This is a genomic window from Bradyrhizobium diversitatis (genome assembly GCF_016031635.1).
GTDB lineage: Bacteria > Pseudomonadota > Alphaproteobacteria > Rhizobiales > Xanthobacteraceae > Bradyrhizobium > Bradyrhizobium diversitatis.
On record NZ_JACEGD010000001.1, the window covers coordinates 163964 to 188580 of the forward strand.

Sequence of the window (24617 nt, forward strand, 5' to 3'; positions counted from 1 at the left end):
CTGCGTGACGAAAGCTCAGTCGGCCTTATAACAAAACCAATTCAGGGAGAATGTCATGCCCGGCCCCCTCAACGGCGTTCGTGTCCTCGATTTGACAGGCGTGGTGTCGGGTCCTTTCGCGACCATGTTCCTGGCGGATCAGGGCGCGGACGTCCTGAAAATCGAGCCGATCGGCGGCGACATTACCCGACGCAGCCGCGCTACCATCGACAAGGATGGCGAGTTTTCGGCACTGTTCATTTCGTCAAATCGCGGCAAGCGCTCGCTGTCGATTGATGTCAAAAGCGCGGCCGGCCGTGAGGTTCTGGCCAAATTGGTCGCGAAGGCGGATGTGCTGGTGCAGAATTTCCGGCCCGGCACCATGGAGCGCCTCGGTCTCGGCGTCGAAGAGTTGCGCCAGCGCCATCCGCGCCTGATCTATGTCTCGATCAGCGGTGTTGGCGACAGCGGACCCTATGTGAAGAAACGTGTTTACGACCCGATCATTCAGGGCCTGTCGGGCTTTGCCGATATCCAGTCGCAGCCGGTCACGAACCGTCCGCAGATGATCCGGACTATCGTCTGCGACAAGACCACCGCCGTGTTCACCGCCCAGGCGGTCGCGGCAGCCCTCTACGCGCGCGAGAAGACAGGGCAGGGTGATCACATCCAGGTCGCCATGCTGGACGCGATGATCTCGTATTTGTGGCCGGAAGGCATGATGCAATACACGGTGGTGGGTGCCGAGGCCACTGCTGCCGATCCCAACGATCGGCCCGATCTCGTGTTCAAGACCAGCGACGGCTACATCACCGCTGGTACCATTTCCGACTCCGAATGGCAGGGTTTTTGCCAGGCCTCCGGCGACTCCGAGCTGGCCAAGGATCCCCGGTTTGCGACGCCATCGGCGCGCTCGGTCAACGCCACGGCGCGCATCAACAAGATGGCGGAGTATATCAGCCAGCACACCACCGCAGAATGGCTGGAGCGTCTGGACGCCGCCGATGTTCCTTGCTCACCGATCCTGCGGCGGGGCGAGATCATCCACAATGAACAGGTGGTCGCGCGCGATATCATCGCGGAGTTCGATCAGCCGAAAGTCGGACGGGTGCGGCAACCGAAGCCGGCAGCGCGTTTTGCGATCAACGAGGCCGCGATCGGTGGGCCTGCTCCCAGGGTGGGCGAGCACTCCCGCGACGTGTTGTACGAGCTGGGCTACGACGACGGCGCCATCGACAAGATGGTCGCCGAGCGCAGCGTGCGTGTCGCGGTCTGACCGCGAAACCCGTTGGCGACGTATTCTAGACCTTCACCGGCGCCGGCGTGATCGGTGCCATCGGAACATTCGCCGCAACGGCTCGCTGAAAGGCTTCTCGTTTCCGGATGCGCTCGAGATAGGGTTGAGCGTTGTCGCAAATGCCGACGCCATAGGCGATGGCCCACTCCAGGCACGTCGTGAGCAGGATGTCTGCGCTGGTAAACCGTTCGCCCATCAGGAATTGCCGGCCGTCTGCAAGTGCGACTTCGACATGCCGTAGCTGCTGGCGGAAATACTCGCCGGCTTGCGCAACCACCTCGGGCGCAATGCCGTAGATCGGTCCGAGCGCGTCGGCCCGATGGCGGCGCATCACGTAAAGGCTGGTGGAATCCAGCTCCGTGACGATAAAGAAGCACCATTCCAGCCATGCCGCATACTCGCGGGTAGCTTCCGGAATCAGCGATCGTCCCGCCGTGGAATACATTCGCGACAAATAGGCAACGATCGCTGCGCTCTCCCCGATGCAGAAGTCGCCGTCCTGAAGCAGCGGGATCTTCTGGCGCGGATTGAGCTTCGAGTATTCCGCGGTCTTGGTTTCGCCGGTTCGCGGGCCAATGGGCCTTGTCTTGTAGGCCAAGCCCAGTTCGTGCATGGCCCAGTGCGGACGAATGGTGCGACTCGTGCCAACGCCCCACAGGGTCAGGTCTGGTGTCGCATTCATATTACCATTTCTCCACGGACGGACGGAGATCGAGCTCGTGGGTCCAGCCATCTTTGCTTTGCTGGTGGGTGAACCAATAAGCTTCGGCGATGGAAGACGTCTTGGTCAGGCTATCGGGCGGAATGTCGCTTGCTTCGATGCCCTTCGCTGCCTTCATGCGTTGGTGAATCGCCTCGCTATCCACGCCAGCGTCGATCAGGAGATGCACGACGTGGATGTTCTTCGGTCCAAGCTCGCGTGCCATCGCCTGGGCCACTGCACGAAGGCCGAACTTCGCTGATGAAAATGCTGAAAACCCGGGGCCGCCACGCACGCTTGCCGTCGCGCCGGTGAAAAAGATGGTGCCGCGTCCGCGCGACAGCATCACGCGGGCGGCCTCACGTCCAACCAGGAAACCACCATAACAGGCGAGTTCCCAAGCCTTGAAGAACAACTTCTCCGTGGTGTCGAGCAGAGGCTTGTTGACGTTCGAGCCCGCATTGTAGAGGCAGACCTCGACAGGCCCGTGCTCTTTCTCGACTCGCGCGAAAATGCCTTGGACTTCTGTTTCCTGACGCGCATCCACGCTGAATGCGTGAACGTCATGCGCCGCAGCCCTCAGCTCGGCCACGAGTCCCTGCGATTTGGACGCATCGCGCCTGCAGATGCAGACCGTATAGCCGCCTTGGGCAAAACGCCGGGCGACCGCCGCGCCAATGGCATCGCCTGCGCCAACAAGTATCGCTACACCGCGGCCCGCCGCCATCCTCGATCCTCCCTTTAAGTTCTTATTTGATACTATAACCTAGCTGCCGGATGATGCGTTGTAAACGGAGGTTTTTAAGAGCCACGCAGAAAACGACGCTCACAGATGGATTGTCTATTCGACTCCGGAAAAGGTTGACGACGATTTACTGATTGACGAGTTCTAAAAAAGAACTATAAGTAGAAACCAATTGTGCCGTATTGCAACGTCGGCATGGTCGGTCGGGAGGTCAGTCGTGGCGGAGCTTTCAGAGACGATCAGTGTAGACGAGATTGCTGTCGGCTTGCCGAGCCGAATCCATGAAGTCACGGCAGGGCCGGTTGCCAGGGCACCCGGCCGGGTTGCGCTGGTCGAGGACGGGGCTTCCTGGAGCTATCGAGATCTGGAGCAGCGCGTTGGCGACATCGCCACCATGCTCTCATCGCTGGGGATCAGGGCCGGCGATCGGATGATTATTGTCAGCGAGAACTGTATTGCACTTGCCGCTTTGCTGCTGGCGGCGAGCCGGCTCGACGCCTGGGCGATTGTCGCCAACCCGCGCTTGTCGGCGCGCGAACTGGACCAGATCCGCGATCATAGCGGCGCCCGACGGATGTTCTTCACGTCCGGCATTTCGAAGGAGGCCGCTGCTCATGCCTCCCGCTACGGCGCCGACAATCGGCGAATTGGCCCGCTGCCGGAAATTGGTGTTGGCCCGCTCAACGAAAGCGCGACCGTCCGGCCGGTGGAGACCGATCCAGCAAAGCAGGTCGCGGTTTTGATCTACACGTCAGGGACGACGGGGACTCCCAAGGGCGTGATGCTCTCGCATGACAACCTGCTGATCAGTGCAAAGACCACCGCGTATTTCCGCAGGATGAACGAGAAGGACAAAATCTATCTTGTGTTGCCGATCTCGCATATCGTCGGCATTTCGCTCCTGATCATGACGCTGATGGTCGGCGGCACGGTGCGGATGGTCAGCAAATACGATCCGGCGGCGACCGCAAAGGCGATCGCGGAGGAGGGCGTCACCATCCTCAATGGCGTGCCTGCCACCTATCAGCGCCTGCTGGAGTACAAGAGCGTATCAGGCGTGGAACAGCTCGCCCGAGGCTCGTTGCGCTTGATTGCCGTCGCCGGCGCGCCGCTGGATTTGAACCTGAAGTTGCGTGTGGAAAAAGAGTTCGGGCTTCCGTTGCTCAACGGCTACGGGATCACCGAATGCTCGCCGGGAATATCAGGCGTACGTTTCGATAGGCCACGCTCGGATCAGGCTGTTGGCACGCTGCTGCCTGGCGTGGAAGCGCGGGTGCGAACCATCGAAGGATTTCCGACTGTATCGGGTGAAGTCGGCGAGCTGCATGTTCGCGGGCGCAACGTGATGCTGGGCTACTATCGTGCCCCGGAGCTTACCGCGAAGGTGATTGACAGCGAGGGCTGGTTCAATACCGGCGATCTCGCGCGTTTCGACGGCGAGTGTCTGTACATTGTCGGCCGCACCAAGGAAATGATCATCCGTTCCGGCTTCAACGTCTATCCCGCGGAGGTCGAAGCGGTCCTCAGTTCACACCAGGACGTCGTGCAATCCGCCGTGGTCGGTCGTGCCGCAGACGGCAATGAGGAGATCGTCGCCTTTGTGCAATTGCTGCCGGGATCTCGCACGACGCCCGAGGTCCTGATGAGCTTTGTCCGGTCTCAGCTTACTTCTTACAAGCGGCCGTCCGAAATCGTCATACTTGATGCCTTGCCGGCGACCTCGACCGGAAAGATACTCAAGCACAAGCTCGCGGAGTCCTTGCGCGAAGGTGGCGCAATCTCTCCTGTGCAGGCGCCCGAATTTCGCAGGCAACAGATCTAACTTTACTGGGAGGACATCTTGCAAAAGAGAAACGCAACCGCGGCCGTGATAGGCGCGGGTGACTTCATCGGCGGCGAGATCGCCAAGAAATTCGCAGCAGAAGGCTTCACGGTCTTCGCCGGCCGCCGTAACGGCGACAAGCTGGCTCCGCTCGTCAGGGATATCGAGGCTGCCGGCGGAGAGATCCACGCCCGTTCGCTCGATGCTCGCAAGGAAGACGAGATCGTCTCCTTTCTCAACGATGCAGACAGGCATGCGCCGCTGGAAGTCTGCATCTTCAACATCGGGGCGAACGTGAACTTCCCGATTCTGGAAACCACAGAACGGGTCTTCCGCAAGGTCTGGGAAATGGCCTGCTATTCCGGCTTTCTGGCCGGTCGCGAGGCCGCCCGCCTCATGCTGCCGCGCGGGGGTGGCAACATCTTCTTCACCGGTGCGACCGCCTCGCTCCGCGGTGGCAGCGGTTATGCAGCTTTCGCAAGCGCCAAGTTCGGCCTTCGTGCGGTCGCGCAGGCCATGGCCCGCGAGCTTGGCCCGAAAAATATTCACGTCGCGCATCTCATCATCGATTCCGGCGTGGACACCGAGTGGGTTCGGCAGCGCCGGTTGGAGGCTCTCGGGCCCACCGCGCTGGATGATCCGGACGCCTTGATGCCTCCGTCCTCCGTCGCAACATCCTATTGGCAGCTCTACGAGCAGCCGAAAAGCGCGTGGACGTTCGAGATGGAGATCCGCCCCTTCGGCGAGAAGTGGTAGCGGAGCCTGGAACGATGGAGCTCAAGCTTTCCCCCGAGGATGCCGCGTTTCGCGACGAGGTGCGCACTTTCATTGCTGAGAACTATCCGCCGGAAATGCGCGTTCCCAATCCGGAGACCGACCTGACCAAGGAGCAGTCGCTGCTGTGGCACCGGATCCTCCACAAGAAGGGTTGGATCGCCCCGCTCTGGCCGAAGGAGTACGGCGGCCCGGGCTGGTCCGTCACGCAGCGCTTCATCTTCGAGCAGGAAACCTCTCGCGCCGGCACGCTGCCGCCGCTCGCCTTCAGCGTCACCATGGTCGGGCCGGTGATCTACACGTTCGGCAACGAGGCGCAGAAGAAGAAGTTTCTGCCGCGGATTCTGTCCGGCGAGGATTGGTGGTGCCAAGGCTATTCGGAGCCGGGCTCCGGCTCGGACCTTGCGACCGTCAGGACCAAGGCGGTGCGTGACGGCGACCACTACATCGTCAACGGTCACAAGACCTGGACCACGCTGGCGCAGCACGCCGACTGGATCTTCTGCCTCGTGCGCACCGATCCGAGCGCGAAGCCGCAATCCGGCATCTCCTTCCTGCTCATCGACATGAAGTCGCCCGGCGTCACGGTGCGGCCGATCATCACGATCGACGGCAGCCATGAGGTCAACGACGTCTTCCTCGAAAACGTCCGCGTGCCCGTCGAGAATCTGGTCGGCGAGGAGAACAAGGGTTGGACCTACGCCAAGTTCCTGCTCGGCAACGAGCGCACCAGCATGGCCGGCATTGGCCGGTCCACCCGCTATATCGGCAGGTTGAGGCAGATCGTGAAGGCCGAGATCCCGACTGAGGATCCCGCGCATCTCGAATTTCTGCGGGACATTGCCCGCATCGAGCTCGACGTGCTGGCGCTGGAGGCGACGGAGCTGCGTGTCGTCGCCCAGATGGCGCGCGGCATAGATCCGGGACCTGCGGCCTCACTGTTCAAGATTCGCGGCACCGAGATATTTCAGAATATTACCGAGCTTACCCACCGCGCGATCGGCAACTACGGGCTTGCCATCCGCGAGCATCCGGTGAGCGCCAACCGCTTCATGCCCGGCCCCGATTACGGCCATACCGCGTCGGAGAAATATCTGAACGCGCGCAAGCTCAGCATCTACGGCGGATCCAACGAGATCCAGCGAAACATCATCGCCAAGGCCGTGCTCGGGCTCTAGCCAAGCGGATCGGGAGGATCGGATGGATATTCAGTTCACGGAAGAGCAGGAATTGCTGCGATCCAGCGTCCAGCGCCTGCTGCGCGACCAATACGATTTCGAGGCGCGGCGCAAGATCGTAGCCAGCGAGGAAGGCTTCAGCCGCAAGCAATGGGACGCTTTCGCCGAGTTCGGCCTGCTGGCTGCGCCGTTCTCCGAGGGCGCTGGCGGTCTCGGCGGCGGTCCGCTGTCGACCATGATCCTGATGCATGAGTTCGGCCGTCACCTCGTGGTCGAGCCGTTCGTCGAGACGGTGGTGCTGGCCGGCGGATTGATCGAGCACGTGGGCACGCCGGAGCAGCAGCAAAGCTTCATCCCTGAGATCATCGACGGCTCGAAAATCTGGACGCTGGCCTGGACGGAGAAGGCATCGCGCTTCGATCTTGCCAATGTCACCACGAGAGCGCGGCGCGAAGGGAGCGACTACGTCCTGACAGGCGCAAAGACCGTGGTGATCGCAGCGCCTTGGGCGGACTATCTGATCGTCTCGGCCCGGACCTCCGGCGATGACCGTGAACGCAGCGGCGTCAGCCTGTTCGTGGTCGATCGGCGCGCGACCGGCGTCGATCTCCAGAGCTTCAAGACTGTCGACGGCCGCCGGGCTGCTGAAGTCAGCCTGCGCGATGTCCGCGGCCAATTGCTGGGCGTGGAAGGCGAGGGCGTTGCCGCGCTGGAAGCCTGCCGCGACCGTGCCATCGGCGCGCTCTGCGCGGAAGCCGTCGGCGCCATCGGCGAGCTGAACTCGGCGACGCTGGAATATTCCAAGACGCGCAAGCAGTTCGGCACCACGATCGGCTCGTTCCAGGTGTTGCAGCATCGCATGGTCGACATGTTCATCGCCCATCAGGAGGCGCTCTCCCTGATGCAGCATCTCAGCCTCAGCCTCAGCCTCAGCGACAGCGATGCCGGCCTGTCGCGGCTCGCCTCCGGTGCCAAGTCGAAGATCGGCTATGCGGGCAAGTTCGTCGCCGACCAGGCGGTGCAGCTTCACGGCGGCATGGGAATGACCGACGAGCTCAACGTCGGGCATTATTTTAAGCGAATCTCCTCCATCAACATCCAGTTCGGCGATCCCGCGTTCCATGTGCTGCGTTACGCGCAGCTGGATGCGGCCGCATAAGCAGCGAGGCAGGCATGACCACTGAAGCAGTCATCGTTTCCACCGCCCGAACGGCCGTCGGCAAAGCGTATCGCGGCGCGCTCAACAACACGGACGGCCCCACCATGGCCGGGCACGTGATGGCCGAAGCCGTGAAGCGCGCCGGCATCGCGCCCGGAGAAGTAGAAGACGTGGTCATGGGCTGCGCGATGCAGCAAGGCACCATGATGATGAACGTGGCGCGCAAGGGCGCGATCCGCGCCGGCCTGCCCATCACGGTGGCCGGCACAACGATCGACCGGCAATGCGCGTCCGGCCTGCAGGCCATCGCGGTCGCCGCGCGCTCGGTGATGCTCGACGGGGTCGAGGTCGCGATCGGCGGAGGCATCGAGTCGATCAGCCTCGTGCAGAACGAGCACATGAACAAGTTTCACGCCGTCGACGACGAGCTGATGGCGATGAAGCCCGAGATGTACATGTCGATGCTCGATACCGCCGAGGTCGTTGCCGAGCGCTACAAGATCGGCCGCGACAAGCAGGACGAATACAGCCTCGAGTGCCAACGCCGCGTTGGCGCTGCGTTACAGGCCGGCCGCTTCAACGACGAGATCGTGCCGTTCACGACCAGGATGGCGCTGTTCAACAAGGACACCAAGGAGGTCACCTACGAGCAGGTGACGCTCACCAAGGACGAGGGGCCGCGTCCGGAGACCACGGCGGAGGGCCTCGCCAAGATCAAACCGGTGTTCGAGGGCAAGACCATCAGCGCGGGAAATGCCAGCCAGCTTTCGGATGGCGCCTCGGCTTGTGTGATCATGAGCGACAAGATTGCGGCCAGGAAGGGACTGAAACCGCTCGGCATCTTCCGCGGCTTTGTCGCCGCCGGCGTCGAACCGGACGAGATGGGCGTCGGCCCGGTCGCCGCGATCCCGCGCCTGCTCACGCGCCATAACCTCAAGATCGACGACATCGATCTGTGGGAGCTGAATGAGGCTTACGCGGTTCAGGTGATCTACTGCCGCGACAAGCTTGGCATCGACCCGGACAAGCTCAACGTCAATGGCGGCTCGATCGCGATCGGTCATCCCTACGGCATGACCGGGTCTCGGCTCACCGGCCATCTCCTGATTGAGGGCCGGCGGCGCAAGGCGAAGTACGGCGTGGTGACCATGTGCATCGGTGGCGGCATGGGCGCGGCCGGCCTGTTTGAAATCATCCACTGAGCGGCAACGCGGGAGATTATTCGTGAAGACAGCGATCACTGAACTGTTCGGCATCGAGCATCCGATCATCCAGGGCGGCATGCATTATGTCGGCTTCGCCGAAATGGCGTCGGCCGTCTCCAACGCGGGCGGGCTCGGCTTGATCACGGGCCTGACGCAGAGAACGCCGGAGCTGCTGGCCAAGGAGATCGCGCGCTGCCGCGACATGACCGACAAGCCGTTCGGCGTGAACCTCACATTCCTGCCGACCTTCAGTGCGCCGCCCTATCCGGAGTACATCGCGGCGATCAGGGAGGGCGGCGTCAAGATCGTCGAAACCGCCGGACGCAGCCCCGAACAGTACATGCCGGCCCTGAAGGCGGGCGGCATCAAGGTGATCCACAAATGCACCTCCGTTCGGCATTCACTGAAGGCCGAGCAGATCGGCTGCGATGCCGTCAGCGTCGACGGCTTCGAGTGCGGCGGCCATCCCGGCGAGGATGACATGCCGAACATGATCCTGTTGCCGCGCGCCGCGGAGGAACTGAAGATCCCGTTCGTTGCCTCGGGCGGCATGGCGGATGCACGCAGCCTGGTTGCCGCCCTGGCGATGGGCGCTGCGGGCATGAACATGGGCACGCGCTTCATCGCCACCAAGGAAGCGCCGGTGCACGAGAACGTCAAGGAGGCGCTGGTCGCGGCGACGGAACTCGATACCAGGCTCGTGATGCGCGCGCTCCGGAATACAGAGCGGGTCCTGAACAACAAGGGCGTCGAGCAACTGCTCGAGATCGAGCGCGAGAAGGGCAAGAGCCTCAAAATCGAGGACATCCATGACCAGGTGGCGGGCGTCTATCCCAAGGTGATGATCGATGGCGACATGGATGCGGGCGCCTGGAGCTGCGGCATGGTCGTCGGGCTCATTCACGACATTCCGACTGTGAAGGAACTGATCGACCGCATCATGGCGGATGCGGAAAGACTCATTCGGCAGCGCCTGACCGGCTTCCTCGACGGCGCCGGGCAGCGGCCGGCTGCGGCTCGGGCGATGGCTTAGCCGGGGAGAACATACCGCTTCCGGGGGTTCTGACGGAGGCTATGCGCACGCATGGTCATGCGTGCGCCGATCTTTGTTGAAGCTCGACGGGCCAGATAGGCGGCCCTAGGCAGCCTCGGGGGCATTTATGGACCAGGCCGACTTCCACTACTACGAGCCTTTGAAAGGCCACGGGCTCCGGCATAATCCGTTCAATGCGATAATCGCGCCGCGTCCGATTGGGTGGATCTCATCGCGCAATGCAGCCGGTCGATTGAACTTGGCCCCCTACAGCTTTTTCAACGCGTTCCTCTACGATCCTCCGATCATCGGGTTTTCCTCGATTTCGTGGAAAGACACCGTCAAGAACGTCAGCGAGACGCGCGAATTCGTCTGGAATCTGGTCACCATGGATCTCGGCGAGCGCATGAACGTGACAGCGACGCCGCTCGATCACGGCGTGAGCGAGTTCGAAGCGGCCGGATTGACGCCGATACCCGGACGCCACGTTGCTGTGCCGCGGGTGGGCGAGAGCAGGGCCGCAATGGAATGCAAGGTCGTCGACGTCTCTCAACTGGCGAATGCGCGTGGTGAGAAGGTGGAAGGGTGGTTCGTACTTGGCGAGGTCGTCGCGGTTTACATCGACAAGGCATTGATCGAAGACGGTGTCTACAACACGGCACTTGCGCGTCCCATTCTGCGCGCCGGCCGGGGTGGAGATTACCTCGAGGTCAGGACCGAGAACATGTTCGAGATGAAACGCCCACCTGGCAGCAGCAAACCGGAATTCCACGGCACTTGATTGCGCTGGAAACAGGCTCAACGGCCGGGCTGGCCAAGCATTTGATCGACAGGCCTGAGCCCGGCTTCGCAAAGCTGATGAGTGACTGAACGGAAGACCCGTGCGGAATCATATGCCCATCAAGATCCCGGGCCTCGTGCGTACAGGCCAAGAGCGAGCAGCGAAAACGAGCTCATCACGACGCCCAACGCGAACATTGCTTCCGGTGACACTGTGGCAGCAAGCCATACGCCGGTCGCGGCGATCGTCATCTGCAAGAAACCGAGCAGCGCCGAGGCGGCGCCGGCCTTCTCGCCGAATGGAGACAACGCGCGCGCCGTGGCCAACGGACTGACAACGCCCATGCCGAGGAGATATACGCTCATCGCGCCTAGAAAGGGCAAGAAAGTCGGGCTGATCAGCGAGATGAGCAGGATCGCAAGGCTGCTGGCGGCCGTCGCAGACAATCCTGCCCGGATCGGACCATCGAGCCCGTAGCGGGGTGCCAATCTTGTGGCAAGCATACCCGCGGCGAATACGATGAAGACGGTGCCGGCAAAGAAGAGCCCGAGCTGGATCGGCGTGAAGTGCAACGCTTCGATGAATAGGCGCGGCGCAGAGGAAAACATCGAGAACAAGCCGCCCATAGTGAGGCTCGAGGCGGCCGCGGGGGTAACGAAGCGACGGTCTCCAATCAGACCGGCATAGGTCCTGCCGACGACAACTGGATTGAACGGCGTGCGGATCGAATTGTGGGTTTCGCCAAGAACGATGGCGTAGGCAACGGCGCCGACGGCGGCAAAGGCCGCGACTAGCGCGAATTCGGCGCGCCAGCCCAGGCTATGGTCGAGGGCGCCGCCAAGCAGCGGCGAGAACCCGGGAGCTGCGGACATCACGATCATGATGAGCGCCATCGCGCGTGCCAGTGCCGCGCCACTGAACATGTCGCGGGCGATGGCGCGAGACAGCACTGATGTCGCGCAAGCACCTGTTGCCTGCACGACGCGGCCGATGAGGAGATTGGGCAGGTCGGTTGCCAGACCGCACCAAACGCTGCCGGCGAAGAATACGGCGAACCCGATCAGGACCGGCCAACGTCTTCCGTAGCGATCCGAAAGCGGTCCGACCAGGAGCTGGCCCAACCCGAATACGGCAAGAAAGACGGTGATGGCGGATGTGACCGCCGCAGTCGTGACATTCAAAGAGATCGCAATCTGCGGCAAAGACGGCAGCAGAATGTTGGTCGCGAGTGTTCCCATCGCAGCCAGGACGGAAAGGACGGCGATGGGCAGGGTGCTCGAGGTCGGAATGTCCCGCGGCACGGGATTCGTCAGGTCAACCATGGGATCTTTCGCGTGCCAGGGACAGGTGGATTAGGGCAGCGAGTGACGCCGTTGGCGCCACTCGCGTTGTCCGTCGTTGTCCGCCCAGCCGTGTTATCAGCGGACGACGCGCTCGATCGCGATGGCGGTAGCTTCGCCGCCGCCGATGCACAGTGACGCGACGCCGCGCTTGAGGTTGCGCGTTTCGAGCGCGTGCAGCAGCGTGACCATCAGTCGCGCGCCGGTCGCGCCAATGGGATGACCTAGCGCGCAGGCGCCGCCGTTGACGTTCAGCTTTTCCCTGGGGATGCCGAGATCCTTCTGTGCCGCCATCGCGACGACGGCAAATGCCTCATTGATCTCGAACAGATCCACGTCGCCAACGCTCCAGCCGACCTTGTCGAGCAGCTTGCGAATAGCGGGGATGGGCGCCGTGGTGAACCATTGTGGTTCCTGGCTGTGGGTGGCATGGCCCTTGATCTCGGCGAGCACCGGGAGGCCGTCGCGATCGGCCAGCGCACGTTTCGCCAAGATGAGCGCAGCAGCGCCATCAGCATTGGCGGATGAGGCAGCGGGCGTGATGGTGCCGTTGGCGCGGAATGCAGCTTTCAGCCCGGGGATTTTGGCGGGATCGACTTTGAGCGGATGCTCGTCGTTGGAGATGATCCGGGGTCCGGCCTTCTCGGTCAACGTGATCGGAGCAATCTCAGCCTTGAACGCGCCACCTTCAACCGCCTTGCGGGCGCGGGTCAAGGTCTCGATTGCATAGTCGTCCTGGTCCTTGCGGGTGAATTGATAGGCCTCCGCCGTGGCCTCGCCGAAGTCGCCCATCGAGCGTCCGGTCTCGTAGGCGTCTTCCAGCCCGTCCATCAGCATGTGGTCAATGATGCGGTCGTGGCCGGCGCGATAGCCGCCGCGCGCCTTGGCCAGCAAATAGGGCGCATTGCTCATGCTCTCCATGCCGCCGGACAGAACGATCTCGGCGGAGCCCGCATTGATGATGTCGTGAGCGAGCATGGCGGCCTTCATGCCGGAGCCGCAGACCTTGTTGATGGTGGTGGCGCCGGTGGCATCGGGCAATTTGGCGCCGCGCGCCGCCTGGCGCGCCGGCGCCTGGCCTTGTCCGGCCGGCAGCACGTTGCCCATGAAGACCTCGTCGATCCGCTCGGGTGCCAGCTTGGCCCGTTCCAGAGCTGCTCCAATCACGTGGGAGCCGAGCTTGTGGGCACTGAGTGGCGAGAGCTCGCCCATGAAGCGGCCGAGCGGCGTACGGGCCGCGGAGAGGATGACGACGGGATCGGAAGCGGCGGCCATGGCGAATTCTCCTGTTGATCACTTCGTTATATGACGATAGTCATATAACATGGGCGACATTGCAATGAAATATTGCCGTCGCTTCAAAAGCGCGGTCCAGAAGCGCTGGTGGATGGGATCGGTCGAACAGCCGGTTACCGAGCAGCTTGCACGGAGGGGAGATGCGTTACGTAGGAGACCATAGGCGCCAGACCCACAGCCGGATCGTTGAAAGTGCCTCCTACGGCTTGCGTCAAAACGGAGCCGAAGGACTTAGCGTTGTCGAGTTGATGAAGCTCGCGGGTCTGACGCACGGCGGGTTCTATAACCATTTCGAGTCGCGTGCCGCACTCGTCGGCGAGGCAATCGCGTTTGCAATGGACCAAATGGTCGAGCGATGGAAAAAGCTGGCGAACCGGAGGGCCAGCGGGGATCGTTTCGAGACGCTGATCGCCGATTACCTAAGTTCCCGCCACCGCGACAATCCCAGACAAGGTTGCGCGCTTCCAGCCCTGGCCGCGGATGTCGCTCGATCGAGCCCGAGCGAGCAACGGGCGCTTGCTTCCAAGCTGGAGGAGATGATCGACATCCTGGTCGAAGTGCTTCCCGCCGAGGGTCTCCAACAGGCACGCCAAATCGCGACGAGCGCGATTGCGACCATGGTTGGATCGATCGTGCTGTCGCGTGCTGTCGGCGCCGGGAAGCTTTCTGACGGTATTCTCGACGCCGGACGGATGACTGTCTGCGGCCGGACTTACAAGCGGCAGCGCAGAACAGCAAAGGCGATGAGCTGCGACAAACCATAATCTGGGAGGTGCCCATGACGGCCGGCAAGTGGCTCAAGACAGCCTGCAACCTGTGTTACGTAAATTGCGGCATCGAGGTCTGGGTGAATGAGGGGCGCCTCGAGAAGGTACGAGGCGACCGTTCAAACCCGAAGTCGCAAGGCTATCTGTGCAACAAGGCGGCGCGCATTCCCTACTATGCCCATCACAGGGATCGGCTCACGACCCCGCTGCGTCGTCGCGCCGATGGCGGCTTTGATGAAATCGAGTGGGACGTCGCGATCGCAGAAATCGCGGAGCGGCTTCGAGACGTCGTCGACAGGTATGGCGGCAAGAGTATTGCCCTTTATGGCGGCGGCGGGCAGGGCAACCATGCTGGCGGCGCCTACGCCAGTGGCTTGTTGCGTGCGCTGGGCTCGCGCAGCGTCTTCAACGCGCTTTCGCAGGAGAAAACCGGCGACTTCTGGGTCAATGGCCACATGTTCGGCAGTCAAACCTGCCACACGTCAGAGGACGTCCATCATTGCGATCTCTTGCTTGTCATCGGGGCAAATCCCTGGATCGCGCACGGCTTCCCCAATGCGCGCGACCATCTCAATCAGATCCGCAAGGATCCCGCACGCAAGCTGATCGTCGTCGATCCACGGCGGACCGAAACCGCCGAAATGGCGGACCTGCATCTCGCGGTTCGTCCCGGCGCCGACGCGTTTCTCCTTGGCGCACTGCTGGCAACGCTTGTCCGTTCCGACCGGATCGACCACGCCTTCATTCAGGAGCACACGATCGGTTTCACGGAAGTGAGGCAAGCGCTATTGAACATCCCCGTTGAGGAATGGGCGGCCGCCGCCGATATCTCGATCGCGGAGCTGGAGCGATGCGCGGCTATGATCGCGGCCGCGAAGGCCATGGTGGTTCGGGTTGAGCTCGGCATCCAGCAAGGCGTCAATTCGACTCTCAATTCCTATCTCGAGAAGCTCCTGATCATGCTTTCCGGCAATTTTGGCCGTGAAGGTACCAACCAATTGCATAGCTGGCTTCAGCCGCTCTGGGGAAATTCTCCGAACCAGACATTCGCGCCGACCGGCGACGCCATCATTGGCGGCTTGCTGCCGCCCAACATTTTCCCCGAAACGGTTCTCAAGGACCATCCCGACCGGTTACGCTGCGCCTGGATCGACAGCTCCAATCCAGCCAACACCGCGGCAAACACCGAGGCGGTGGAACGCGCGCTGCAATCGCTCGAATTATGCGTTGTCGTCGACGTTGCGATGACCGAAACCGCACGGCTCGCGCACTACGTCCTCCCGGCCTCCACACAATACGAAAAGACCGAATTTACTCTGTTCAACTTCGAATTTCCGACCAACTATTTTCACGTTCGCGCCGGTGTCTTGCCGCCGCTCGCCGGCACGTTGCCGGAGCCCGAGATCTATACGCGGCTTGCGATCGCTCTGGGGCTTCTGCCGGGTGACAATGTCCTCGCGCCGCTACGCGAAATAGCACGGCGCTCGCGACCTGAATTCGCCGCGGCATTTCGTGATTTCATCGCGGAAAACCCTGCGGCAGTGCCTGCACTGGTGCTCTACCATACGCTGGGGCAGACGCTTCCGGACGGTACCGCGGCCGCGGCGCCGATGTGGAGCGCGGCACTGGCTTGCGCGAAGCGGTCGTCGCAAGCAGTGCGGCGGGCGATTGGCGCATCCGAGGAGGTGGCGGACCATCAGCTCGGAGATCTCCTGTTCGACACCATCGTGGGCGCCCGGCAGGGCACGGCGGTTACTCGGCACGAGTATGACGAAGTCTGGTCGTTGATCAGCCATTCCGATCGCAAGGTTCGGCTGGTCGTCCCGCAGATGCTGGAATGGCTGGCGCGTCTCGATCCAGGGGCCGCGGGCGCGCCAAAAGAATTCCCGTTCATGCTGGCGGCTGGTGGCCGCCGCATGTTCAATGCCAACCAGATCTTTCGCGATCCCGCGTGGCGTCGCGAGGACCCGGACGGGGCGCTGCTGATCAATTCGAGCGATTTGCACGAGTTGGGTGCAAAGGATGGTGACTGGGTGGCCGTCGAGTCGGTGGTCGGGCGGCTCGTCGTCCGCTGCAAGGTTGACGACGCCATGCGGAACGGCCAATTGGCGCTGCCGCACGGCTACGGTCAGGCCTACCCGACGTCGGACGGAGAGCGCCTGATCAACGGGCCGCGCATCAATCTACTCACCGAAAGCGGCAACCGCGATCCCATTGCAGGCACGCCCTACCACAAGAACGTCGCGGTTCGACTGGCCCTGGTGACCGAGCACGAAGCTGCCGCCTATCAGTCGCAATCCGACCGGATTCACAAGAGAGCGGCCGGACAATAGCTCGAAGGGAGCGTCGAATGACCGAGAAACCAATCGCGATCGTGACGGGGGTGGGGCCAGGCACCGGAGCTGCCATCGTCAAGCGCTTCTCTGCTGGGGGATTTCGTATCATCGCGCTTGCTCGCTCTACGGAGCTCATCAATCGCCTTGCGCAAGAGCTTCCCGACGTGCACGCGGTGAGCTGTGACGTCTCGGACGAGAGCCAGGTGCGGACCGCAATCAGTGACGTAAAGCGGCGGTTCGGCCCGTCTGACGTTCTGATCCACAACGCGGTCGGAGGGGGCTGGGGGAGTTTTCGCGAGATCGATCCGAAGATGCTGAAGGGCAACTTCGAAGTCAACGTGATGGGCTTGTTGTACCTGTCGCGAGAAGTGGCGCCTGACATGATCGATCGCGGCAAGGGCGCAATCCTGGTGACCGGCAACACGTCTTCGATCCGAGGCAAAGCCAATTTCGCCGGCTTCGCTCCGACGAAGGCGGCGCAGCGCATTTTGGCCGAGTCGATCGCACGCGACTTGGGGCCTCTCGGCGTGCACGTCTCCTACGTTCTCATCGACGCCGTTATCGATACGCCCCGGATGCGCGCGCGGATGAGCGACAAACCGGATGAATTCTTCATCAAGCCGGCGGCGATCGCCGACGAATTATTGCATCTCTATGGTCAGGATCGCTCGGCCTGGTCGTTTCTCACGGAACTGCGGCCATTCCGCGAAAACTGGTGAAGCTCGAACACGGACACGGCGAGAGCTCTCCGCGCGACTTGAAAGGTCAGAAACATGACTGATGGATCCATCTCGGTTGACACGGGCACGGATGAACTGCTGTGCGCGATCCGGGATCGCGTCGCGGTGATTACCTTGAACCGACCCGAAGCCCGAAATTCGTTGTCCGATCATCTTACGCCGGCGTTGCGCCGGATGATCAAACAGAATGGAGATGATCCTGAGGTCGGAGCCCTCCTGATAACAGGTGGAGGCACCGCGTTCTGTTCGGGCGGCGACATCAAGGGGATGGGCGGCAACTCTGCGGTGCCGGCCATGTCAGTCAGCGACAAGGTTGCGCGGTTGCGGGAACGTCAGCGAACCCTAACCGGCGTACTTATTTCGGTGCGGAAGCCCACCATCGCGGCTTTGCCGGGACCGGCGGCTGGCGCTGGGCTTGCAATCGCACTCGCCTGCGACCTGCGTATTGCGGCCGAATCCGCGATCATGACGACCGGCTACGCCAGGATTGCGCTCACCGGCGATTACGGCATTTCGTGGCTGTTGACCCGGCTGGCCGGGACGGCGCGTGCCCGCGAACTGATGTTTCTGTCTGAACGGATCAGTGCACGGCGCTGCGAAGCATTGGGCCTTATCAATCGCGTGGTGCCTGATTCCGACCTGCAAAGCGAAGCATTCGAAATGGCGAGAGCATTGGCGAATGGCCCGGCGAGCGCCTATGCCTCCATGAAGGATAATCTCGACCTTGCGCTGTCGGCCGACTTCTGGATGTCACTAGATCAAGAGGCCGAGAGGATGGTCCTCGCGGCGGGCACTGCGCAGCACGCCGAAGCTGTCCGGGCTTTTATTGAGAAGCGTCCGCCGACTTACAGGTGAAACTCTCTCAATTTATTGCTTCGAAGTTCTAGGTTGCCGCGCTCGCGACCGCACAAGCTGGAGATTCCAAGCGAATCTCTCATTCGACTGGCGCGATGCGAATGGAACGCGTTCCGATCGGAGCGCCGGTCGCGCGGTCGATGGTGAGGGGATCGATCTCCGTTCCATTCTCCGCATCAAAGAACCGGGTCACCTTGCCTCCGCTGCGATGCTTGCGTCCCCACGCGCCAATCGCGAAGAGCACCGGCAAAAAGTCGAGCCCGGCTTCTGTCAGCACATATTCGTCCCGTGGCGGACGGTCTGAATAGCGGCGCTTCTCCAGCAATCCCTCGTCAACCAGGGCTGAAAGCCGACCCGTCAGCATCGTCGGCGCGATACCGAGACTCCTGCGAAAGTCGTCGAAGCGGGTCAGCCCCGCATGGGCATCGCGCATGATCAGCATGCTCCATGCGTCCCCGACAATCGCCAGGCTCCGGGCGATCATGCAGGGCTGGGTCGAAAGTTTATTCATGTCAGTCTCATTTTAGTAGTTACTCAGTACTAAATTGATAGTAACATGCTGTCTGTGGATGTTCCAGAGCAAATTGAGAAAGCCGGAATGAGCAAGACAGAACAGGGAATCGCGCTGATTACGGGTGCTTCCGGTGCCAGCCGAACGATGGAGCAAGTGATGTCAAACTATGTCAGCCACCCGGGATCGGTCATACGCTATGTCGATGCGCCGAATCTTTCGATCAGTGCTGCGGGAACGACCTTTGCCTATCGCGACATCGGTCCGCGCACCGGCGTGCCATTGATCCTTCTCAATCATTGGGGCGCGGTTCTCGACAATTTCGATCCGCCGATCGTCGATGGGCTCGCCACCAGGCATCGCGTCATCGCGATCGACTACCGGGGTATCGGCGCTTCAGGTGGGAAAGCGCCCGTTAGCGTTGGCGAAATGGCGCAGGATACGATTGCTCTGATCGCCGCGCTCGGCTTCGAAAAAGTCGATCTGCTGGGCTTTTCCCTCGGCGGCTTCGTGGCCCAGGACATCGCGCTGAAGGCGCCGGGTCTGGTACGAAAGCTGATTCTGACCGGCACGGGCCCAGCAGGCGGCAAAGGCATCGAGAAGGTTGGGCCGGTGTCCTGGCCGCTGATGATCAAGGGTCTGCTGACACTGCGAGACCCGAAATTCTACCTGTTCTTCACCTCCACGGCCAATGGCCGCCGGGCCGCAAAGGCGTTCCTGGCAAGGCTGAAGGAACGCAAGGCAGGTCGCGACAAAGCAGCCACACCGGAGGCCCTGTTGCGGCAACTCAAGGCGATCAAGGGCTGGGGCCAGCAGGCACCTCAGGATCTCGGCAGCCTCCGCATCCCCGTCCTGATCGCGAATGGCGATAACGACATCATGGTGCCGACCGCAAACAGCACCGACATGGCACGGCGTATCCCGAGCGCACAACTGGTCATCTACGAAGATGCCGGGCATGGCGGGATTTTCCAGTACCACGCCGATTTCGTGCCGAAGGCGCTGTCGTTCCTCGACGCCTGACGCCGCAACCAGATTCCAGAGTGGAGATGACATCATGAAGGCATTCGTCGTCGACAAATACGAGAAGAAAGGCGCTGTTCGCCTGGCAACCATGCCGGAGCCGGAGGTGCGGGACGACGGTGTCCTGGTTCGGATCCACGCAACAGCCGTGAACGTTCTCGACTCCAAGCTCAGGGATGGAGAATTCAAACTCATCCTGCCGTATCGTCCGCCCTTCATTCTGGGCCACGATGTTGCCGGCACGGTCGTCAGGGTTGGCCGCAACGTCAGGCGATTCAAGGCGGGCGACGAGGTCTATGCGCGGCCGCGCGATCATCGGATCGGAACATTCGCCGAATTCATTGCCATGAACGAAGCCGACGTGGCGCCAAAGCCTGCGAACATCAGTATGGAAGAGGCCGCTTCCATCCCGTTGGTGGGGCTGACCGCCTGGCAGGCGCTAATCGAGGTGGGCAAGTTGAGGCCCGGCCAGAACGTCTTCATCCAGGCTGGCTCCGGTGGCGTCGGGACTTTCGCGATCCAGCTCGCCAAGCACCTCGGTGCGGTCGTGGCGACGACGACGAGCGCGAAGAATGCCGGCCTGGTCAAGAGCCTCGGCGCGGACCTGGTCATCGACTACAAGACCCAGGATTTCGAGAAGATCTTGTCGGGTTATGATCTGGTCCTGCATAGCCAGGACGCCAAGACGCTTGATAAATCTCTACGCGTGCTCAAGCCGGGCGGCCTGCTCATCTCGATCTCCGGGCCGCCCGACCCCGAATTCGCCAGGGAGCAGGGGATGAATATCTTGATGAAGCTGGTGCTGCGCTTGCTGAGCCATGGTGTGCGGAAGAAAGCCAGAAAACTCGGTGTGCGCTTCTCATTCCTGTTCATGCGCGCGCAGGGACAGCAGCTCCGCGAAGTCACGTCCCTGATCGAATCCGGCGTGATCCGTCCGGTCGTGGACAAGGTTTTCCCGTTCGAAAAAACCGGCGACGCGCTCGCCTATGTCGAGACCGGGCGCGCAAACGGCAAGGTCGTAATTGCGGTGAGGCCATAGGTCCCGCAATGACGCTGCGGTGCCAAGACTTGGGCTGATGACCAACGAAGACACCGAGGATAGATCGACATAGGTCGGGGCCCACCGAGGCCGGCCATCAAATGCATCGGAGGAAGGAACATGACTCAATCCAGCCGCGACACCCAGACTTCCACACAGGACGTTGCACTCATCGTCGGCGGTGGGCCGGGCATCAGCTCGAGTTGCGCCAGGCTGTTCGCGGAGAACGGCATGCGCGTCGCCGTTGCAGCCAGGAATCCGGAAAAAGCCGTCCTCGAGACTCTCGAAAAGACGCACGGCGTGCGTCGGTACGCCTGCGATGCAAGCGAACCGGCGGCCGTGGCGCAGCTGTTCGAAGACGTCGTTCAAGAGGTCGGGACGCCAAGGCTTGTCGTGCACAACATCGACGGTCGCGTTCCCGGCATTTTCCGCAAGACGGTGGTCGAGGCCGACCCGGTCATGGTGTTCGAGACGCTTCGCAACGCCGCGTTCTCTGCGTTTCTGGTGGGCCAACAGGCCGCTCGGCTGATGCTCGGAAACGAGCCTGATGCCAATGGCGCGCGAGGAACGATCATCTTCACGAACGCCAGCGCGGCGCTCAAGGGCTTTCCATCAGGAGGGCCATTTGCAATGGCATGCCATGCCAAGTCCGGGCTTGCGCAAAGCATGGCGAGAGAATTGATGCCGCGGGGAATCCACGTGGCGAATGTGCCGATCGACGCCGCGATCGGCTGGACTCAGGAGGACGGCACCCGGGCGCACCGGCTGGCGGGAACGACTGTCGACGACAACATGGCCGACCCCGCTCATATTGCCGAGACCTATCTGCAACTGCACCGCCAGCATCGGTCGACCTGGGCTTTTGAAGTCGTGCTGCGGCCGTGGGTTGAGAAATGGTAATCGCGCTCAGCTGATCCCTCCGAACAAATCGTGCGGCAGTTTCTAATTCCAAATTGGAATGTGGCTTCCGCACCGATAATTGCGGCGTTTACTGATTTATTGACGTTCGCGCGTCTTGACAGTTCTATTTTAGAACGGTTTACTCCGTCGGCCAATAGAATGAAGGGGTGCGGACCTCCCGGTTGAAGGGGGCCGCGCACGCTGCCGAAAACAAGGCACAGGGGAGGATGGCATGAGAAGCGTGGACGAGCTCACCGCAGCCGAATTGCTGGACGGCCTGCCGTCCAGAGTGCACGAGGTTTACGCGCCATTCGTGCGGGACATTCCGGATCATCCGGCCTTCGTGGAAGGCGGGCGTTCCTGGAGCTACCGGCAGTTCGCGGATGCGGTCGACGCTGCGGCAAAGGATCTCGCCGGTTTGGGCATCAGGCCCGGTGATCGCGTGATCATTGCAAGCGAGAACAGCGTGGCCCTGGGAACGATGCTCTTCGCAGCGAGCAAGCTCGATGCCTGGGGTATTCCGGTCAATCCCCGCCTTTCGCCCAGGGAGATCGACCTGATCGGGACGCACAGTGGCGCCAGACGCGTGCTGTTCAACTCGGCGCTCTCGAAGGAAGCGGCCGATCATGCCTCCCGCCTCGGTGCGAAGATCGGCGCCGTAGGGCCGCTCGGCGGAATCGGCATCGGTCCGCTCAATGCGGATGCGGAAGCAGAGCCCGTCGTGAAGGATGGCGCCCGCCAGGTCGCAGGCCTATTATACACCTCGGGCACGACCGGTGCGCCGAAGGGCGTCATGCTGAGTCACCGCAACCTCCTCTTCACCGCAAGGACGTCGGGAATCCTTCGCCGGAGCAGTCCAGACGACCGTGTCTACGGCGTGCTGCCGATGTCGCACATCGTCGGGTATGCGATCCTGCTGATCTCGACGCTGATGCACGGCGGCACGTTGCATGTCGTAGCCAAGGCGGATCCGGCTGCGCTGGCTCATGCCATCGCCGAGGAGGGGATCACGAGCCTGTTCGGCGTGCCCGCCACATATCAGCGTCTGCTCGAACACAAGGCGGTCAAGGGCCTCCAACGGCTCGAGCGGGGCAGGCTGCGGATCATGGCCGTCGCCGGCGCTCCGCTCGACCTCGATCTCAAGAAGCGGATCGAGGACGAGTTCGGAATCCCGCTGCTGAACAATTACGGCATAACGGAATGCTCACCGGGACTCACGGGGGTCCGTTCGGAACAGCCTGTCCCGGACGAGTCGGTCGGCCCGTTTCTTCCCGGCATCGAGCACCGGATCGTGGACGGACAAGGAAAAAAGGTGGCGACCGGTGAAGTGGGCGAATTACACGTTCGAGGTCCGAACATCATGCTCGGCTACTATCGTGCGCCCGACCTGACGGCGGCGGCGATCGATGAGCAGGGATGGTTCAACACGGGGGATCTCGCGCGGGTGAACGGCAAGGGGCATCTCTATATCGCCGGCCGCACCAAGGAGCTGATCATCCGCTCCGGCTTCAACGTTTATCCCGCCGAGGTGGAGGCGGTCCTGAACGCGCACGACCAGGTCGTCCAGTCGGCCGTCGTCGGACGAAAGGTCGAAGGCAACGAGGAGGTCGTCGCGTTCGTTCAGCTTCTCCCCGGTGCGAGCATCAGCGCGGAAGACCTCAAGGCGTACACGGCCCATTTGCTCACATCCTACAAGCGTCCGACCGAATTGATCGTGCTCGACGCTCTGCCCTCGGCCTCCACCGGCAAGATACTGAAACACAAGCTGCGGGAGATGGCGAACGAACAGGCCGCCCCGAAGGCGTCGCGTGCGGCAGCCGCTGGCTGACGGGCGTCAGGAGTGATTTGCACGGCAATATGCGGTTCAAGAAAGAACGTTAACGACGGACTTGTCGCCAAAGGGAGATGACAATGTTGAGAAGCGCCATGATTGCAGCCGCGCTCGCGGCATCCATAGCCGGCGCGCATGCGCAGACGCCGGGCGTCACCGAATCCGAGATAAAGATAGGAGCGACGTTCCCTTTCAGCGGCCCCGCTTCGCCGCTCAGCAATACCGGAAAGGGCATGATCGCCTACGTCAATTCGATCAACGAGCGTGGCGGCATCAACGGGCGGAAGATAAACCTCGTCACCTACGACGATGCCTACAGTCCTCCCAAGACGGTGGAGCAGACCAGGAAACTCGTGGAAAGTGACGAGGTGGCGTTCCTGTTCGGCCCGCTGGGTACGCCCGGCATCAGCGCTACTATCAAGTATGTCAACGCGAAGAAAGTCCCGCATCTGTTTGTCGTGAGCGGAGTCACAAAATTCACGAACTTCGCTGAATTCCCCATGACCACGACGGGATTGCCGAGCTACGACACCGAGGGACGAATCTACGCGAAATACATCACCCAGACCCGGCCGGACGCGAAGATTGCCATCCTGTATCAGAACGACGATCTGGGTAAGGACTTTGTCAATGCATTCAAGGGCTATTTGAAGGACGACTTCGACAAGAAAGTCGTCGCGTCGTCCTACGAGGTCACCGAGCCGACCATTGATTCCCACGTCGTTTCGCTGAAATCGTCCGGCGCGTCGGCGTTTTTGGTGGCCGGCACGCCAAAATTCGCAGCGCAGGCTATCAAGAAGGCCGATGAGATAGCTTGGAAGCCGCTGTTCCTGATCAACTTTGTTTCGAGCTCGGTGTCTTCGACCATCGTCCCCGCAGGACCGGAAAAGGCCGTAGGCATAGTCGCCGCGACAATCACGAAGGATCCGAATGACAAGAAGTGGGCCGACGATCCCGGCATCAAATGGTACCGCGAGTTCTTTGCCAAATACTTGCCGGGCGCAGATATCGGAGACAACAATTATCTGTTCGGGACCCAGCAGGGACAGATCCTGGAGCAGGTACTCAAGCAATGCGGCAACGATCTCTCGCGCGAGAACATCGTCAAGCAATCGCGGAGCATCCGCGGGCTGGCGCTTCCCACTGTCATACCCGGTGTCGTCATCAACACGGGCCCGGAAAGCAGCATGGCCTACACGCAGCTGCAGCTGCAGCGCTGGAATGGGACCACGTGGGAGCAATTTGGTAGCGTACTCAGCGCCGACGGAAAGTGAATGGCATCTTCTGAAATGCATCGCGGGTGGCC

General features: G+C 61.8%; 22 protein-coding genes. 17 read left to right on the plus strand and 5 right to left on the minus strand.

Annotation, left to right across the window (positions count from 1 at the left end; all coding sequences use genetic code 11):
- Positions 1 to 55 precede the first annotated feature (55 nt).
- On the plus strand, positions 56 to 1255 hold the full coding sequence (locus tag H1B27_RS00740) for a CaiB/BaiF CoA transferase family protein (RefSeq protein ID WP_061883624.1): 1200 nt from the start codon (positions 56 to 58) through the stop codon (positions 1253 to 1255).
- A gap of 25 nt (positions 1256 to 1280) precedes the next feature.
- Here the strand turns inward: H1B27_RS00740 and H1B27_RS00745 are convergent, their stop codons facing one another.
- Entirely contained in the window at positions 1281 to 1958 is a 678-nt protein-coding gene (locus H1B27_RS00745; RefSeq protein WP_197964596.1) for a glutathione S-transferase family protein, read from the minus strand.
- Between the two features lies 1 nt (position 1959).
- Positions 1960 to 2703, minus strand: coding sequence for an SDR family NAD(P)-dependent oxidoreductase (locus H1B27_RS00750; protein ID WP_197964597.1), 744 nt, complete (start codon positions 2701 to 2703; stop codon positions 1960 to 1962).
- Between the two features lie 235 nt (positions 2704 to 2938).
- On the opposite strand from H1B27_RS00750, the gene H1B27_RS00755 reads away from it, so the two are divergent.
- The 7 genes from H1B27_RS00755 to H1B27_RS00785 all read left to right on the plus strand — a co-directional run bounded on the left by H1B27_RS00755 (position 2939) and on the right by H1B27_RS00785 (position 10673).
- Entirely contained in the window at positions 2939 to 4543 is a 1605-nt protein-coding gene (locus H1B27_RS00755; protein ID WP_061883621.1) for a class I adenylate-forming enzyme family protein, read from the plus strand.
- A gap of 18 nt (positions 4544 to 4561) precedes the next feature.
- Complete coding sequence (locus H1B27_RS00760; RefSeq protein ID WP_061883620.1) at positions 4562 to 5299, plus strand: SDR family oxidoreductase; 738 nt, start codon at positions 4562 to 4564, stop codon at positions 5297 to 5299.
- Positions 5300 to 5313: 14 nt separating this feature from the next.
- A complete protein-coding gene (locus H1B27_RS00765) occupies positions 5314 to 6495 on the plus strand; it encodes an acyl-CoA dehydrogenase family protein (RefSeq protein ID WP_197964598.1) in 1182 nt (393 codons plus the stop codon).
- Between the two features lie 22 nt (positions 6496 to 6517).
- On the plus strand, positions 6518 to 7654 hold the full coding sequence (locus H1B27_RS00770) for an acyl-CoA dehydrogenase family protein (RefSeq protein ID WP_197964599.1): 1137 nt from the start codon (positions 6518 to 6520) through the stop codon (positions 7652 to 7654).
- A 14-nt stretch (positions 7655 to 7668) separates the two neighbouring features.
- The gene (locus H1B27_RS00775; RefSeq protein WP_197964600.1) at positions 7669 to 8856 is read left to right on the plus strand and encodes an acetyl-CoA C-acyltransferase; all 1188 of its coding nucleotides are present in this window, start codon (positions 7669 to 7671) and stop codon (positions 8854 to 8856) included.
- Positions 8857 to 8878: 22 nt separating this feature from the next.
- Complete coding sequence (locus H1B27_RS00780) at positions 8879 to 9892, plus strand: NAD(P)H-dependent flavin oxidoreductase (RefSeq protein WP_061883616.1); 1014 nt, start codon at positions 8879 to 8881, stop codon at positions 9890 to 9892.
- A gap of 127 nt (positions 9893 to 10019) precedes the next feature.
- Complete coding sequence (locus tag H1B27_RS00785) at positions 10020 to 10673, plus strand: flavin reductase family protein (protein ID WP_197964601.1); 654 nt, start codon at positions 10020 to 10022, stop codon at positions 10671 to 10673.
- A 119-nt stretch (positions 10674 to 10792) separates the two neighbouring features.
- Here H1B27_RS00785 and H1B27_RS00790 read toward each other — a convergent pair whose 3' ends face one another.
- Entirely contained in the window at positions 10793 to 11995 is a 1203-nt protein-coding gene (locus tag H1B27_RS00790; protein WP_246515037.1) for a multidrug effflux MFS transporter, read from the minus strand.
- A gap of 96 nt (positions 11996 to 12091) precedes the next feature.
- The gene (locus tag H1B27_RS00795; protein WP_061883613.1) at positions 12092 to 13288 is read right to left on the minus strand and encodes an acetyl-CoA C-acyltransferase; all 1197 of its coding nucleotides are present in this window, start codon (positions 13286 to 13288) and stop codon (positions 12092 to 12094) included.
- 161 nt (positions 13289 to 13449) lie between these two features.
- Between H1B27_RS00795 and H1B27_RS00800 the strand changes: the two genes are divergently transcribed.
- From H1B27_RS00800 to H1B27_RS00815, 4 genes are read left to right on the plus strand one after another with little or no spacing between them, the layout of a single operon-like run.
- Entirely contained in the window at positions 13450 to 14073 is a 624-nt protein-coding gene (locus tag H1B27_RS00800) for a TetR/AcrR family transcriptional regulator (RefSeq protein WP_197964602.1), read from the plus strand.
- A 14-nt stretch (positions 14074 to 14087) separates the two neighbouring features.
- The gene (locus H1B27_RS00805; RefSeq protein ID WP_197964603.1) at positions 14088 to 16409 is read left to right on the plus strand and encodes a molybdopterin-dependent oxidoreductase; all 2322 of its coding nucleotides are present in this window, start codon (positions 14088 to 14090) and stop codon (positions 16407 to 16409) included.
- A gap of 41 nt (positions 16410 to 16450) precedes the next feature.
- The gene (locus tag H1B27_RS00810) at positions 16451 to 17131 is read left to right on the plus strand and encodes an SDR family NAD(P)-dependent oxidoreductase (protein ID WP_311976909.1); all 681 of its coding nucleotides are present in this window, start codon (positions 16451 to 16453) and stop codon (positions 17129 to 17131) included.
- A 54-nt stretch (positions 17132 to 17185) separates the two neighbouring features.
- Positions 17186 to 18007 carry an enoyl-CoA hydratase-related protein gene (locus H1B27_RS00815; RefSeq protein ID WP_197964605.1) on the plus strand — a complete coding sequence of 274 codons (822 nt, stop codon included), beginning with the start codon at positions 17186 to 17188 and terminating at the stop codon, positions 18005 to 18007.
- 79 nt (positions 18008 to 18086) lie between these two features.
- Here the strand turns inward: H1B27_RS00815 and H1B27_RS00820 are convergent, their stop codons facing one another.
- Complete coding sequence (locus tag H1B27_RS00820) at positions 18087 to 18518, minus strand: winged helix-turn-helix transcriptional regulator (protein ID WP_061883608.1); 432 nt, start codon at positions 18516 to 18518, stop codon at positions 18087 to 18089.
- 159 nt (positions 18519 to 18677) lie between these two features.
- Between H1B27_RS00820 and H1B27_RS00825 the strand changes: the two genes are divergently transcribed.
- From H1B27_RS00825 to H1B27_RS00845, 5 genes are all read left to right on the plus strand, one after another.
- Entirely contained in the window at positions 18678 to 19541 is an 864-nt protein-coding gene (locus H1B27_RS00825; protein WP_197964711.1) for an alpha/beta fold hydrolase, read from the plus strand.
- A gap of 34 nt (positions 19542 to 19575) precedes the next feature.
- Positions 19576 to 20580, plus strand: coding sequence for an NADP-dependent oxidoreductase (locus tag H1B27_RS00830; protein ID WP_197964606.1), 1005 nt, complete (start codon positions 19576 to 19578; stop codon positions 20578 to 20580).
- 120 nt (positions 20581 to 20700) lie between these two features.
- On the plus strand, positions 20701 to 21480 hold the full coding sequence (locus H1B27_RS00835; RefSeq protein ID WP_197964607.1) for an SDR family oxidoreductase: 780 nt from the start codon (positions 20701 to 20703) through the stop codon (positions 21478 to 21480).
- A 232-nt stretch (positions 21481 to 21712) separates the two neighbouring features.
- Positions 21713 to 23308, plus strand: coding sequence for a class I adenylate-forming enzyme family protein (locus H1B27_RS00840; protein ID WP_197964608.1), 1596 nt, complete (start codon positions 21713 to 21715; stop codon positions 23306 to 23308).
- 83 nt (positions 23309 to 23391) lie between these two features.
- Positions 23392 to 24585 (plus strand): ABC transporter substrate-binding protein, encoded by a 1194-nt coding sequence (locus H1B27_RS00845; protein WP_246515038.1) that lies wholly within the window; start codon positions 23392 to 23394, stop codon positions 24583 to 24585.
- Positions 24586 to 24617: the final 32 nt, after the last annotated feature.

Excerpts from the sequence above, each read along its gene's own strand:
- H1B27_RS00795 (WP_061883613.1), bottom strand. The coding sequence starts at position 13,288 with ATGGCCGCCGCTTCCGATCCCGTCGTCATCCTCTCCGCGGCCCGTACG.
- H1B27_RS00770 (WP_197964599.1), top strand. The coding sequence starts at position 6,518 with ATGGATATTCAGTTCACGGAAGAGCAGGAATTGCTGCGATCCAGCGTC.
- H1B27_RS00805 (WP_197964603.1), top strand. The coding sequence starts at position 14,088 with ATGACGGCCGGCAAGTGGCTCAAGACAGCCTGCAACCTGTGTTACGTA.
- H1B27_RS00830 (WP_197964606.1), top strand. The coding sequence starts at position 19,576 with ATGAAGGCATTCGTCGTCGACAAATACGAGAAGAAAGGCGCTGTTCGC.
- H1B27_RS00835 (WP_197964607.1), top strand. The coding sequence starts at position 20,701 with ATGACTCAATCCAGCCGCGACACCCAGACTTCCACACAGGACGTTGCA.
- H1B27_RS00745 (WP_197964596.1), bottom strand. The coding sequence starts at position 1,958 with ATGAATGCGACACCAGACCTGACCCTGTGGGGCGTTGGCACGAGTCGC.
- H1B27_RS00790 (WP_246515037.1), bottom strand. The coding sequence starts at position 11,995 with ATGGTTGACCTGACGAATCCCGTGCCGCGGGACATTCCGACCTCGAGC.
- H1B27_RS00825 (WP_197964711.1), top strand. The coding sequence starts at position 18,678 with ATGTCAAACTATGTCAGCCACCCGGGATCGGTCATACGCTATGTCGAT.
- H1B27_RS00765 (WP_197964598.1), top strand. The coding sequence starts at position 5,314 with ATGGAGCTCAAGCTTTCCCCCGAGGATGCCGCGTTTCGCGACGAGGTG.
- H1B27_RS00815 (WP_197964605.1), top strand. The coding sequence starts at position 17,186 with ATGACTGATGGATCCATCTCGGTTGACACGGGCACGGATGAACTGCTG.
- H1B27_RS00775 (WP_197964600.1), top strand. The coding sequence starts at position 7,669 with ATGACCACTGAAGCAGTCATCGTTTCCACCGCCCGAACGGCCGTCGGC.
- H1B27_RS00840 (WP_197964608.1), top strand. The coding sequence starts at position 21,713 with ATGAGAAGCGTGGACGAGCTCACCGCAGCCGAATTGCTGGACGGCCTG.
- H1B27_RS00845 (WP_246515038.1), top strand. The coding sequence starts at position 23,392 with ATGTTGAGAAGCGCCATGATTGCAGCCGCGCTCGCGGCATCCATAGCC.
- H1B27_RS00820 (WP_061883608.1), bottom strand. The coding sequence starts at position 18,518 with ATGAATAAACTTTCGACCCAGCCCTGCATGATCGCCCGGAGCCTGGCG.
- H1B27_RS00785 (WP_197964601.1), top strand. The coding sequence starts at position 10,020 with ATGGACCAGGCCGACTTCCACTACTACGAGCCTTTGAAAGGCCACGGG.
- H1B27_RS00800 (WP_197964602.1), top strand. The coding sequence starts at position 13,450 with ATGCGTTACGTAGGAGACCATAGGCGCCAGACCCACAGCCGGATCGTT.
- H1B27_RS00740 (WP_061883624.1), top strand. The coding sequence starts at position 56 with ATGCCCGGCCCCCTCAACGGCGTTCGTGTCCTCGATTTGACAGGCGTG.
- H1B27_RS00750 (WP_197964597.1), bottom strand. The coding sequence starts at position 2,703 with ATGGCGGCGGGCCGCGGTGTAGCGATACTTGTTGGCGCAGGCGATGCC.